General features: G+C 56.6%; 7 protein-coding genes and 2 pseudogenes. 6 read left to right on the top strand and 3 right to left on the bottom strand.

Annotation, left to right across the window (positions count from 1 at the left end):
• Positions 1–93: 93 nt before the first annotated feature.
• Together C469_RS17845 and C469_RS09630 are read right to left on the bottom strand one after the other, a co-directional pair.
• Positions 94–383 (bottom strand): annotated as a pseudogene (locus C469_RS17845) (IS6 family transposase); the annotation flags it as partial.
• Positions 384–886: 503 nt separating this feature from the next.
• A complete protein-coding gene (locus C469_RS09630; RefSeq protein ID WP_049911231.1) occupies positions 887–1,147 on the bottom strand; it encodes a hypothetical protein in 261 nt (86 codons plus the stop codon).
• Between the two features lie 252 nt (positions 1,148–1,399).
• Here C469_RS09630 and C469_RS16345 point away from each other — a divergent pair.
• Positions 1,400–1,588 (top strand): annotated as a pseudogene (locus tag C469_RS16345) (IS5/IS1182 family transposase); the annotation flags it as partial.
• A gap of 117 nt (positions 1,589–1,705) precedes the next feature.
• Here the strand turns inward: C469_RS16345 and C469_RS16340 are convergent.
• A complete protein-coding gene (locus tag C469_RS16340) occupies positions 1,706–2,524 on the bottom strand; it encodes a helix-turn-helix transcriptional regulator (protein ID WP_008006106.1) in 819 nt (272 codons plus the stop codon).
• 233 nt (positions 2,525–2,757) lie between these two features.
• Here C469_RS16340 and C469_RS16335 point away from each other — a divergent pair, with 233 nt between their 5' ends.
• From C469_RS16335 to C469_RS09610, 5 genes are all read left to right on the top strand, one after another.
• Positions 2,758–3,738 carry a hypothetical protein gene (locus C469_RS16335; RefSeq protein WP_241429995.1) on the top strand — a complete coding sequence of 327 codons (981 nt, stop codon included), beginning with the start codon at positions 2,758–2,760 and terminating at the stop codon, positions 3,736–3,738.
• Between the two features lie 470 nt (positions 3,739–4,208).
• Entirely contained in the window at positions 4,209–4,388 is a 180-nt protein-coding gene (locus C469_RS16765) for a hypothetical protein (protein WP_147587274.1), read from the top strand.
• A 135-nt stretch (positions 4,389–4,523) separates the two neighbouring features.
• Complete coding sequence (locus C469_RS09620) at positions 4,524–6,542, top strand: transposase (RefSeq protein WP_082230128.1); 2,019 nt, start codon at positions 4,524–4,526, stop codon at positions 6,540–6,542.
• A gap of 219 nt (positions 6,543–6,761) precedes the next feature.
• Positions 6,762–10,115, top strand: coding sequence for a PD-(D/E)XK nuclease family protein (locus tag C469_RS09615; protein WP_049911228.1), 3,354 nt, complete (start codon positions 6,762–6,764; stop codon positions 10,113–10,115).
• Position 10,116: 1 nt separating this feature from the next.
• A complete protein-coding gene (locus C469_RS09610; RefSeq protein WP_008006099.1) occupies positions 10,117–13,947 on the top strand; it encodes a UvrD-helicase domain-containing protein in 3,831 nt (1,276 codons plus the stop codon).
• Positions 13,948–14,591: the final 644 nt, after the last annotated feature.

Below are 14,591 nucleotides of genomic sequence, written 5' to 3'. Positions count from 1 at the left end.
AGGCCGGTCGGCGTCTTCATCATCGTCGTGGTCATCAAGGAGTTCGCGGGGCCGGTGGTAGCAGGGCTGGCGTCCCTGCTCATGTTGGTCGTGTTAAGTTTGACGTGAATTGTGGTAGACTGCGACGGCTTCAAGCCAATTTTGAGCTGTCTCTAGCGCAACATGGCTAAAAGCATCTGTAAACGATGATGTTCGTCGTTCTATTTCTCAAAAGACACGTTCAATGGCATTCCGATTTCCATGTTGAATGACTTGAAATCGATAGCCGTCTTCAGCGAGAACTGATCCGAGATAGTCTGCGTCATCGACGAGGAATCCACATCATTGAGCTGGTAGCGCCGGTGTAGCTCAGTCAGAAACCATCGCGTCGTCTGTTGTTGAGACGGTCGAATTCTGCCATAGACACTCAAAACTCGTCCGCCTCATCCTCTAACTTAACGCGACCTCCGGTTTCTCCCGAAGGTTAATATCTAGTACCTCAAACGATGATTCTTGGTGACTCGCAGTAGCGGAATTAATACGGTGTTACTGCGACCTCGGACGAGCTGGTGATCGAGAGAACTACTCTACTCACCGATACGTCACTGTACCGTTCGCGTGCTTCACGCGTTCGACCGACTGCTCTTCAACGAGGCATTCTAACAGATTCCGCACGGTCCCGCGCGACGGGTCGTAGTCGTCCTCGAACTCCACAACGAGATCGGCGACGACCTAGCAGCGGTTGACGACCATCCCATCGAGGGCTTCGTCTGGTTCGGGTGGGTCTCGGGGGCGCAGCACGTTCGATAATTGCTGTCTCGGCCATCTTATCGTTGTCCATGCGGCGAAGAACCACAGTTCTTGATCATGTGGGTAAGAATGTGATGGCAGAAGGTATTCAGCAACTTCACCCGACGGAGTACCCGACGAGACACGCGTTCAGGCTCGTGAACGATGTGCACACGAATCTGTGTATCGTCGGGAATAAATCGAGGACGACAAACTGGCCGAGCTCGAAGACGAAGCCCGCGAGGCGTTGATAGACCTCTTCGACGCGATGGCCGAGCAGCGGGGACTCAACGAGCAGCAATTTGAGGACGTCTACCTGAACCAAGGCTTGGAGGTGTGTTTCCCTGTTTCTCGATAGAACCGAGGTACAGACGCTCACGGCGACTATGGACTGTGTTGGCCGCGATGAACAGCAGATAGACGGGGAAATTGATATTAATATTGGATTCGGCGGAAATGACACGGTGAAATGATGATTCCCAGTACTGAATTAGCATCTCTCATCGAACGGCTGTTTCAGATGAGAATCTGTCCAAAAAAGAGGATTCAACAGGGTCAAATTTTCGTGACTACTGACTCTAGATGATCAATATCCTCAGAGAGTTACATATTCGACCTGTAATTCCACGAAATGAAGGCCCTCCCGAAATCGCAGATTCTCCGGTTTACTGAGAAGGCGAGCCATTTGGCCCGCCGATCCGTTTCTCGATACTCCTCAAAGATCTCCAAACATCGCTATACACTTCCCCAGCACGTTGTTCTGATCTGTCCCACAGTGCGGAAGGACATAACCTTCCGTGGCGTACTTGACGAACTGATCTTCTTGACACTCTATGAACACTGGGATAGCTCAATAATCCACCGTGCTTGTACGGGGTGTGGACGATCTGCGCCCGTTGCGATATGAGTAAAGAGTATATTTCCTACAATATTCAGATCAGAACTGACTTGTTGAGCTATCTAATTGGGTGTTGGTAGACGCTCCGCGCAGAAAGAGGGGCTCTGCATCCCGTTTCACACGCTTGTACTGTTCCTCCGCCCAGGCGAGTGCGTCGTCGGTATCGTTGACAAGCAGACCAGCTATCCCATGTTCAGTGAAGATTGTGATTCCTGCGTGGTCGTGGTCAAATATTGAAAGCCCGAATGAGAATGGGATGGAAGTCTGTAAAATGTCTATATTCGGATCGTTAAGTATATTCTTCGCTGCTGACGGATGCGTTGATTGAAACCAGGTATGGATCTCTGGAGGAATGATTATCTCGAACGTGGTATCTTGCCCTGAAATCCCGCTTTGGTAGAAATTGTCAGCATACCCAGAAACAATATTCGGTGTTACAACACGAATCTCAGTGGCTACTTCGGCAAAGTCTAGGAGCTCAGTCATCACGGCGTCCTGAACACTTGAGTGGTTTTCGTAGGTGTCCGCACCGTTGATGAACGCCCAACTGACCTTCTCACCAGTGCCCACGGAATCAATCATTGATGAAATATTTTTGAGGCTGTTGAGTCGGTCGAGGTAGTCGCGGTGTGCGCAGCAGGCTAACCGGCCTGACTGTGTTGGATACCAGTCTCCATCTCCGTATTCAACGAGATCAGCCCGTTCAAGTTCACGAACGACATCATCAAGAGTTGAACGAGGCATATTGAGTGTGTCAACGAGTTCGGGTTTGGCTTGGGGATGGTTGACGAGTGCGTTGAGACACTCATAGCGCTTGAGGAGGATAGTGGCGAGTTCATCGGTGGCGGGGCTCGACATGGCTTCATTTACAGTTAAGTGTTATTTAACTTAAGACTTTCCTACAAACTACTAGAGACGTAAGGTATGCTGAGGCGGGTCACTGTATTCTTGATTACAACTACTTTGAGCCGAAATGAAATTTGGATAAAACGCGAGAGTGTAGTAGGGGGTAGTTACTTCTCGTTAAAAGTCGATTACTTCGTATTTTTCCGAACCAATGGCATGAATACAAATGGCGATAGATTTAATCTGTGGTTAATCCGATCAATCGCAGAAGATTCGGTCGAATCGTTGGTGCTACCGCAGGGTTCTCCGCTCTGTCAGGAACTACTGCTGCGTCTAAGCAGAAAGCAAGCCAAGATCAGTCCCAAGCTGACGTCGAAGTTCGTGTTGATCGCACGGTTGAGGATGACAAGGTATACTCCATTGCGGTCGCTCGCAACACGGAAACGGGAGAAACCGACGCTACGGCGTTCGTTCGGTCAATTCAATCAGCAGATTCGATCGATTCCCATTCACATCAGTCGGATAGTGGTGACGTTCTTGCCGTCTCTAAGGACATAGTCAGTCAGGTGGAAGCCTCTATTTTCGACGATCAGAACGAACAGGAAGCGAGTACTCAGGGCGTGAATGTAAAGTCAGATGAAAACGAATATACAGATATCTGGGGTCCCATCCGAGAAGCAACGGATCCGTCGGGCATCTCTACACAGCAGAAGTCTCTACTACGAGACATTCTTGAAGAAATTGCGGCAGGGGCAAAAGATTCGATCAACAGAGTTGGCGCGTACTTTATTGACAGCCCAGATGGAACAGCGTGTGACACCACAGTCACTGACCAAAACCCCCACCGCCAACTTGGCGCTTCAATTGATTACGAGAAGGTTCTCGGTGACCTAACAACTGAGGTTATTACGTCCGCTTTAGGAGCTATTCTCGGAGGACTGGCTGCTTCTATTCCGGGTGCCGCACTCGGCTCAGTCCTTGGAGGACTCGTGGGGTTCGCAATTGATGAGCTCAAAGACACGACAAACATTACATCGGCTTACCGTGATATCGACAAATGTGCCTTTGGGGTCTGTGAGGCTGCGATCCAACCACTAGTGAGTGGTATCTGGATGGATGAAGATACAGACATGCTCACCTACGGTTCGGACCCGCCGCTTCTCCATCTTGAAGATGCGTCCCCACCACCGGTCGGATATGAAGAGGTTGTAACGATCAGCTCGTAGAGCGGGCCAGAAAACTTATTATATTTTGTGAGAAAATTGATCCAATGATTGGACGATTAGTCGAAGACTACAAGAGAGAGTATCGGGAGTCAGGTGGTGATTTTGACAACCGTATCATAGGATACGGCCTGATCGGACTCGCTATCCTTGCTGTGAATGCGGTAGTTGTGACACTCGGTCAAGATGCTCTTGGGGTCTCTGACTCGGTAATGTTTCTCTTGATCATCATTGTCGGCGTGTCACTCCCGTTTATAATGTGGTATCCGCTCCGAAAGGTTGGGCTGTAACGAGAGAGCGTTGATAGACATCGATCAAGCACTCCGAATTTTACAAAGTGCCCTGTTGAAATCCTATTTTCAGACATATTTTCACCTAGAACATCCAGTCGCTGAAGGCTGCGTATTGAGGGGCGGATTAAAAATTAAAACCGGAGGTAAATGTTTACCACTTGATACTATTTAAATTCAAATATGAATAACTACCAGTTGTCTTCTCGCCAGAATGCTCTTTTTGGATTCTTTGTTGAAGCTTTAGCCTCACTCTTCGTTCAAGTATTATTCTTTTCTGGCCCAGTTGAATTTCATCGCACGATTGGGAGTGGTATCGGACTGGGGTTCGCGTTCTTCATCATCTCACCCATCAAACAATAGCTCTGATAACAAAATACTTCGTCTAATCTGGTGTATGAGTCCCCTGTATTGACCGCAACCGGGTCAGAATATATCACCTACCGAGGATTTCAACAGAGCCGTTATTTTATAAGTTAAGAAGCGCTGATCTGATGTATGACCGATCACCTACCCGACGACGCCCTTCCTGTCTTGGAGGATTCGGGTGGGCCGTACACGACTGCGGATATCTCTGAGCACGTCTCAAATACCCGTCAAAACCAGCTTTCCGCTGCGCTCTCCGAACCAGATGACTACTCTGGGAAGTCCGCGGAGCTAATAGAAGCCATCGAGCAAGCGCGTGCGGAGTCCTACGCGAATCGGGATTCAATCGCCGACCAGCTTCAGTACGAGGTCGTTGACGTTGTCCCGCAAGACGATCTTATCAACTCCTCGTTCAACGGGATGGCGATGATACGGGCATACATTCTCAAGATGATCTCGGACGACATCAGCGGATTCGACTCCCTTCAGTGGTATCTTGAACAGAACCCCGAGATTGCTTCCGGATTCGGGTTCGAGGACGGCAAAGTACCCAACCGCACGACGTTCTCCACGCAATGGTGGGAGCGATACCGATCGACCTTCCGTGAGCATGTCCGATTCGCAGCTGCTCGCATCGCTGCGAAGCTGAAGGGCCACGACTTCAACCTCGTCGAGGACATCGACGAACAGATACACGAGTTCCTGCCGACGGAACCCGAGGAAGACACAGAAATTCCGGACGAGCACCGGATCGAGCAACAGACGCGCGACCGCGTGTTCAAGGAGTACCGCGAGCTCTTCAACGACGTTATCGACTACGGGCGCGGGCCGAACAAGAGAATCGACGCCGACAAGCTGACCGAGCAGGCGACATTCACGAGCCGGCGCAACGAATCGGTGACCGGCGGCAGAGACGTGTACGTGTCCGAGCACCGCGTCACCGACGACGATTACATGTGCTCAGAGGCACTGGCGAAGCCGCTCCGAAACTACTCTCGAAAGCTCGCCGAACTCAACTACGCACGCAACAACGCACTGGTTCCGGGCGAGACCTCCTACGACTGGTCGGTCAACCCCGAGGACCGCGACTTCGGCGAAGGTGAGTCGTGGCACAAGCGCACGGAGCACGGGATCGACAAGCAGGTGGAGATGCTGAGAGAGCGCGGGATGCTGGACCGGCCTGTTGACATCTGTATCGACGGGACAGCCCGCGAGTACCACAACCGCAACGACACCAACGTCGAGGAGCCCGACGGCGTCCTCCACCGCTACCCGAAGTACGAGACTGGCTACGCGTACGAGGACATCACGCTCACCGCCATCTACCGCGGTCGCGCCATCGTCCTGGCGTCAGTCTCGAAGGTGAAGGACGACGAGCAGTACCAGTGCGTGCGCTACCTCATCGACCGCGCTCGCAGCCTCGTGAACGTGAACAACGTGTACGCAGACAGCGAATACGGAACGCAAAAGATATGCTCGTACATCACGCACTGCGGCCTTGACTACGTCATCAAGAAGCGGAAGACCCGCGGCGCAGTCAAGGAGTTTCTCGCCGAGGGAGCCGAAGGCCGCGCCGATTGGACAGACTACGAGATAGAGGGTGCCGACCACACGATGCACAAGACGACGCTGCTCGCCTTGGAGAAGATCACGCGCTCGGTCACGAAGAAGGGCGAGAAGCGGAAGCAGGGCGAGACGAACGACGGGTCATCACAGACCACGTTGCCGGGGATGAACGCACCCAACGAAGAGGACGACGAGGATGAAGACGACGGGACTGAAGTGGAGTACGCGGCGTTCATCACGAGCTTGGACGTAGAGGCTCGTGGGCTCCATCCGAGCGGCACCGGGCCGCGACGCGCTGAAACGACTGCGTTCGGCGTCGGCCAGCTCTACCGGAAGCGGTGGAGCATCGAGACGGCGTTCCGCGACATCAAGCAGAACTTCTTGGCGAACCCACGGAGTCGGTGCCTCGGCGTCCGGCGGTTCTTCTTCACGCTGTGCCTGCTGCTCTACAACTGCTGGGTGCTGCTGAACCTCATCGTCGCGGACGAGATGGACCACCGAGACAACGAGGAGATCATCTGGCGCAAGAAGATATTCATCATCGACATGTATAACGAGGTCTTCCCCGACATCGAGTTCGGCTAGCCACCCCGTTCTGCCGCCGCGTCCGCCCCGATCACGAGCCGCGGCGCTCGCGGTTCACCATCATTTTTATCGTCTTCCTCTCAGAATAGTTAGATAGACCAGTACAAGCGGTTGATCTCTGGTTATTCAGCGGGAGATTTCCTTTCTACAACGGCCCCAGAGGCTCCAATCATCCTACCGTTTGAGGTACTAATATCCTGCTCGGATAACGGATAGAGTATGTCTCTCCGGCTGTTACTTACTGGGCCTGATTTACCTGAACTCGAGTCTCGAGCGTTCGACATTCTTTCTGATCGCGTGGGGACACAGCCCGACAGCATTCTCTACATTGGCCAACAGGACCATCCACAAGACGCAACGGAAGACCGCTGGACGGCGTTCGGCCCCTCAGCAGGACTCCGTGTCGACACGCTGGACAATCTCGTTTCACGGTACTATGAACTGGACCAGTACAAGGGTCGGGTGACCCACGTCGACCGGCCACTCCTCCTCCGACTCGTCGAACTCGGTGTCGAAGGGATCTCGTCGCCGACGAATCCGCTCAACACTGGCGGTGAGTTCCCCCGATCAGGGCTCGTACAGGAGGCTGAGACGCTGTTCACCGAACTGGAGTTCGCCGGACTGCTCTCACCGGACGCAATGCGGCAGCGCCTCGAACAAGAGGGCGTGAGCGACCGCGCGGACGCCGTCGCCGAGCTGGCCGAAGCGATCGAATCTGCCCGCCACGCGATCCTTGCTGATGAACTCCCAGAGACGTACCGGACCGAGCGGATGTCTCACGCCACGACGGCGGAAACATCGCTCACAGACGCGTTTCCCTCTGTTGAGGCCGTCGTGCTCGGTGGGTTCACGCGATTTGACGCGCTCGAAGCCGACTTCCTCGAACGACTCGTCGACGCGTGGCCAACGATCGCGCTCCTCCCCAAGCAGATCGACGACGACTCCGCTCCGGGTGTTGATGCGGGAGCCGCGCGGGCACTCGAGACGTATGCCGACCGGGACTTCGTTCGACGACACCACACTGAGCCCGACTCGTCGACGATCGAAATGCGACGGCGCATCACTCGCAGTCTCTACCGGCACCCCGATCAATCGCCGTCAACCAGTGACATCAACGCGGCGGCGCTGAATCTGACGCTCACCGAATCCGAAACGGTCCCCGATGAGATCCGTGCCGTGGCTCGCGATATCCGGAGTCAAATCTCGACGGGAACGGCGGCCGAGGATATCGGTGTCGTTCTCACGAGTCCGGTCCAGTACGCTGACCAGGTGCGGGAAGCGTTCGAGATGTATGAGCTCCCGTTCACGCTCCAAACCGAGAGTCCACTCACCGAAACGGCCCTCGGGGGTGTTGTCCAGACGGTCTGTCAACTAACACAGGAACCGCGTCGCATCGACACGCTCCTCGACCTCCTCACGAACCCACTGGTCACTATGACGGAAGCCGGGGAGGGGCTCGATTACCACGAACTCGCCCGGGTGACAGCGAGGGTTGAGACGAATCAGCTTGAATCGACGCTCGAACACGTTGATGACGAGCTTGCGGCAACGATCACCGGCCTAACGCAGGAAATTGGCACCCTATCGGAGACCCCACTTGAGGATCTCCCCGCCCAACTTGACGCCCTGCTTGAGCGTCTCGGTGTATCGGCCGCCCTGGAAGGTGAACAGGACCTCGCATCGCCGCTTCGAGCGCGTGAGTTGCGCGCTCGTGAGCGTCTCGGCCGGGTGCTCGAGACACTCACGCTTACAGCCCCGCTGGCAGATCTCGAGGTCGGTGACAGCGTTGACCGGCTCGAACGCGCCCTCCATGGCGTCTCGATCCAACAGAGCAGCCGGCCGCCCGATGAGAGCGTTGTTGTCTGTAATCTCGCCGAGAGTGCGCTCCGAGAGTTCGAACACGTGTACGTTCTCGGCGTCACGGCGACTCATTTCCCGTCAGCGACAGAGCAAACGGCCTTTACACGGCCCATCTACGAGGCACATCCCGACTTCGAACAGACCGATGTCTCGACAGAGGCGCGATATCACCTGAGTGTCCTCCTCGGGCGGACACCAACAGTTCAGCTCTCCGTCCCCCAGCAGAGCGCGAGCGGTGACCCCCACGCCGAAGCGGACATCCTGACTGAACTGCGGCGGCTTGTCGATCTCGCAGCGGTGACTCTTGCGCCAACCGACAGCGAACCGGGATGCCCAGAAGACATCCACCGGGCGATCGGCGACGCTCTCCCTGAGACATCCGAAGCGCGAGTTCACGACCTACTCACTGAAGCAGTCGAAGCCGGGTCAGTTAGCACCGCACAACAGGCCCGTATTCAAGCGGGGATTGCGTGCGCCGCGGCACGAGCAGGTCCCGAACTAACGTCCTACGACGGCCAGCTCACAGCAGAGACCGTCTCTGAAATTCACGACACGCTCGACCGCGAGCCGTACAGTCCGAGTCGCTTGGAGACGTATGCCGCCTGTGGGTTCAAATACTACATGCGTCGTGTGCTCGGCATCGAAGCGTCGGATCGCGTAACCCGGGAACCCGACGCGAGCGACCGCGGCTCGTACATCCACGACGTACTCGAACACTACTACCGGTCGTTACAGACGAGCGACGGCGAGCCAGTTCACCCACGCGGTGATTTCGAAACACGGCAACAGCAACTTCTCGACACCGGACTCGAGCGGCTTGACAATGCGTTTGACGATAACGCTCAGACAGCGTTTCAAAGAGAATGGCTGACGACCGTTCTCGCCGGACTCGGAACGCCAGACACGAATCCATACTACGGGCCCCGTGAGACACGGAACGGTCGGCCAATTGCGCGAGGGCTGTTCTATCGGTTCCTCGATCACGAGGCAGAAGAACCCGGAAAAACGACCGCTCGACCGACGTGGTTCGAAGGTCGGATCGGCAGTCCCTACGACGCGGGCACGCCACTCAGCGACGACCCCGCAGCAATCGAGACACCACACGGCACTGTCCCAATACACGGGCTCATCGACCGCGTTGAGACGGTCCCGGGCACAGACCCGACACAGGTGGTCGTCCGGGATTACAAAACCGGAAGCGCAATTCCCAGCGAAACGGATGCGCTGAGCGGGCAGAAGTTCCAACTCCAACTGTACGCGTTGATGGCTGAAGCAGCACTCGACGATATCGAAGTGGTCGGTGGCGCGTACTACCAGGTCGCGCCTCCGGGTGCCGTCAGTTCTCGTAGCGGACTTCTCACCTCACAGGAGATGGCAGTCTATTATGGAAGCGACGACGATGTCGACACGCCGCTGCTCCGGTACTCCCACCCATACTTCGAGACCCATGAGGCGTTCCGCCAGTTCATCGAGGAGACGACGCCACGGCGCCTCGGGGAGCTCGTCTCCGGTATCGAAGCGGGGCAATTCCAGCCGACGGTCCTCGACCCGGCGGACGCCGGCTGTCGCTACTGTGACTACGCCCACGTCTGTGACGTCCGCCCGCACCAGCGGAAGGAGGTTATCGATGTAATCGACGGCACAGGCGCGTCAGCGTACGTGCCGCTACAAGCTCGGAGTCACGATCTCGAAGACGTCGTGGAGGCGGAGTAACATGGTCTCGTACGAGGAGTTAACCGACGAGCAGCAACGGGCCGTCGATGCGCTTGATCGGAATGTGACGCTTACGGCTGGGGCAGGAACGGGTAAGACCACCACGTTGACCGCCCGATACGTGGCGATGATCGAACAGTCGCTCGCCGACCAACCCGATGACGGTCCCAGTGAGGATCAGCTGGGACCGGAGCATATCCTGACGACGACGTTCACGGAGCGGGCGGCAAACGATCTCGAGGAGAGCGTCCGAACGGAAATCACGGACCGCATTGAGTCACTCGACGTCGAGGAGTTCGATGCCTGGCGGACGGTTGCGGACGAACTCGAGCAAGGATACATCCACACGCTCCACGGGTTCTGTTCGCGGCTCCTCCGCGAACACGCGTTGACAATCGACGCCGTCGACCCTGGCTTTGATACGCTGGATGAAAACGAGACGACCGCACTAATCCACAACACGGTTGGGGCCGTCCTCGAAGAATACGAAGAGCACGAGGCAACGCAAACGCTGGCCCGACAGTTCTCACGGAGCCAGCTCCGAGATGTCCTGACCGACGTACTAAGCGAGCGACCCGAGAGTCTCGAGTGGGCTAACCGCTGGGCAGATGCCACGGAAGAGGAGTACATCTCGTTCGTTGAGTCAGCCTTACATCCGATCGATCCGAGTGACGCCGCCGAGCGGCTTGCCCATCCCGACTTCGTCGCCGCCGCCACGACCCTGCGCGAGTTCGTTGAGAACCCTCCTGATATCAAGATTGGGGGACGGACCTGGCAGCGTGCCGAAGACGTCGTGGATCGACTCGAATCAGGATACGACGATGGAGTTCCATCCCGCACCAAGCAGTCGACAATCGCAGAGCTCAGCATGGCCCTCACCACAGGGGGTGGGGAACGCTACGCGGGCTATACGGGGGCTAACACACGGTGGGGAGACCATCCTCGAAAAACGGAGTTCGACAGCGCATTCGAGACACTGGTCGAGACGCTCCGGCCCGAGGAGTACGCCGTCAACGTGGATCTGGAGATCGAATTGAACAGCTTCCCGTTCGTCCAAGCGCTCGCAGAGCTGACTCAGATCGCGGCTTCTGAGTACGAGGACCGGAAAGATCGGCAAAACGCCGTCGACTTCACGGACCAGATCTCCTATACCGTCGACTTCCTCCGAGCACCTGAAAACGCCGGTATTCGCGAGGAGTTACGAGAGCAGTTCGAGTACGTGATGGTCGACGAGTTTCAGGATACGGATCCACGTCAGTGGGACCTCATCAAGCTCCTGACGGCCAGCGACGGCGAAACGTTCGATGCCCAGAACGTGTTTGTCGTCGGCGACGTCAAACAGAGCATCTATCGCTTCCGGAACGCCGACGTTACGCAGTTCCGTGAAACAGCCACGACGCTCGAGCAGGTGTCTCAAGATGCCCGAAGCACGGGGACAGGGCACGAAGATTCCGACCAACTCTCGACGAACTTCCGAACGCTACCGGCGGTGTTAGAGTCGATCAACGAACTCTTCGAAGCCATCTTTGACGAAGACGGAGAGCCCTACGAGGCGGCCCCCCAATCGCTGACAGCCGCTCGCGACGATCCGGCAGATCTCGGGACTGTGGAGTATCTCACGGTGCCAACCCATGCCGACCTCAGACAGCACCACTGCGGTCACTACCCGGAGTTTGCGACAGCCGAGCCGGAGCACGACACAGAACTGGAGGCGATGGCGCTCGCCGCCCGGCTCTCCCAGATACTCGCCGAACCGGTTCAGGTCTATCCCGAGACGGACGAACCGGACGACGACAGCAGCGAAAGTGAGCCAACGACCGAAACCGGACCGAGTGGTCGCGAAGAGACGGAGAGTGACGAATCGGCGGCGCCGCGGGATATCGAACCGAGCGACATTGCCATCCTCATCCGTAGCCGCACCCACCTCAAAAAGTACGAGCGAGCGTTAGAGGAGGCGGAGGTCCCGTATTCGGTCGCGTCCGGGATCGGCTTTTACGAATCAACGGAGATCACCGCGCTGTTGAACCTCTTCCGTGCGCTCGCCGACCCGAGTGACGAACGCGCACTCTACGCAGCGCTTCGGTCGCCGCTGTTCGGCCTCACCGACGACACCCTCGCCCGGTTGAAACTCCATGACGACTCGATATGGACCGCACTCGCGGCGAGTGAGCATCAGGAGCTCCAAGCGACCTATGAGTCTCTCCGAGAGTGGCGTCACATGGCAGGGCTTGGCGACGAGGACCCCGCCGGATTCGACGGGTCGTGGGCTGCGTATCTCACGCGAATTCTGGAGGAGACGGGCTATCTGGTGAGTGTAAGTGCCGACGAACGCCCACAGCAGGCGATGGCGAACGTAGAGAAGTTCCGCGAACAGCTTCGCGGCTGGAGCGACGATGGCGTTCGCAGTCTGACGACGCTCGTGAATCGGATCGAACGCCGTATCGAGCTGGGCGGCCGGGAGAGTGAGGCTGACACGACCGGCGAGGGCGTCCAAATCCTCACGATCCACGACGCGAAGGGAATGGAGTTCCCGTTCGTCGTCGTTCCGGGGATTGGCCGCGAGTTCAACGACAAAGCAGCCCTGGGCAGCGGGCAAGTCGAGTTCGAACAGGTTAGCGATCGGCACGCAGTCGGCCTGAAAGCACCAAGTCCAGACGACCCGTTCGAGATGGTGGATACGATCGCGCGTGACGCGATTCGTGAGCGCCGGCGCGCCGAAGAACGTGCCGAAGAGAAACGCGTGCTCTACGTGGCCTGTACCCGAGCGCGAGACCATCTCCTCTTGAGCGGCCTCCACGAGTCGGCTGGAGAGGCCGACGAGCCGACGATGACGGATCTCAAAGAGCCGGACCCGGAGTCTGCGTCAAGTTGGCGCGACTGGGTACAACCAGAACTCCTCACTGAAGACGTGTGTACTGCCCTCGATTCCGACACCCACGTCCGGCGTACGTACGGTGACGGCGCGTACACCGTGTCGCTCCCGACACCGCCAGCCGAACAGGTGCAACCTGACCCCGATATCGACCCTGACGTCGAACTGTCACCGCGTCCGCCCAAGCCAGACGTCAGCTTTCGGCTTTCGGCGACTGACCTCGCATCACTCTTCGGGGAGTATGGCGAACTCCAGTTCGACGAAGACACGGGGACCATCTACGTCGAAGAGACCGACGATAGCGAGAGGAGTCCGGAGAGTCGAGACGGTGAAGAGGAATCAACAACCGAAGAGGGTGAAACAGATGGCCGCTCAACAGAGGAAGCGAGTGCCGAACCGGACGGCGTCGACGCGAGCGTATTCGGCGAGATGGTGCATCGGCTCTGCGAACTGCGGCCGCCTGAAACCCACTGGCCACATCTTATGGAACAGACGCTTGTTGACGAGGGTGCCACGGTCTCACTCTCACCCGAACTCCAGAACCGCGTGAGCACCCATGCCCAGCGCGGGATTGACTACGTTGACGAGCAAATCACCGACGTCGACGTTGAGCACCAGTACGACGAGTTGTACGTGACAGCGGAGTTCGAGCGCGGCGAGATCTCGGGATTGATCGACCACCTGATCATCACCCCCGACGCGTACCATATTATCGACTACAAGACCGGCGACGTCACCCCTGGTGAACTGGAAGCTGACGCGGCGTATTACGAAAATCAGATGAAGGCCTATGCGATTGCGCTGAACCAACAGGAGACTGGCCGTAGTGTCCGGGTTTCACTCGTGTTCACCTCGCTCGATGACGCATGGACAGTCGAGTGGTCACCTGCTGCGGTTGCGTCGATACAAAAAGAGATTCGCGAGGAAATCTGGACGGAATTTGAATCGCTTAACCATTAGGTCGTTAGTTGAATCCGCCGATACCCGAGTGAATTCCCGTCTCGGGTGAAGAGTCCGACTACGGGCTTAATCGAAGCTTGGCGAGCTCGCTGGGGCTCTGTTGTCCCGCCGAGGACGAATGGGAGTTGCTCATTCCAATCGATACCTGTGCGATGGAGATGCCCAGAAGCAACCACATGAGTATGAGGTCCAACCATGGTGAGAACATCATCGACAGAACACTCGGGCCAGTCGCTGTTGTTAATCGGATTGACTGATTGGTGGATAGCAACGATACCGAACCGATCGCTGGGTGGGGGAGTTGGTGACCACCTTGTAGACTCCCATTCGGTGGCTGGTGTGAAATCACGACCATAGAGGGCCAACCCGTGACCGACCAAATGAGCGTCTGAAATATGGAGTAGAGATGCTTCTGATCGTAGATTCTGACTTGTAGTGGAGATTTTTCGCTTATACGCGGATGATCCGGCGTATCCCAGCTGACTCCAATCGTGTTGTGAGTCGCGCTTTCCACTCACATGTCCAGCGACCGATGCTGGTTCAGCTTTATATTTACGGAGAATCGAGGAGAAAGCCTCGCGCTTCAGCGCGGGGAGGATGTCAAGATGTCATTCCACCTGTATAACTCTACACTGGCGCACGCT

Source organism: Halorubrum lipolyticum DSM 21995 (assembly GCF_000337375.1).
In the GTDB taxonomy this organism is placed as follows: Archaea; Halobacteriota; Halobacteria; order Halobacteriales; family Haloferacaceae; genus Halorubrum; species Halorubrum lipolyticum.
The sequence above is the reverse complement of the archived record's forward strand: the minus strand, read 5'-3'. Positions and strand labels throughout refer to the sequence as shown.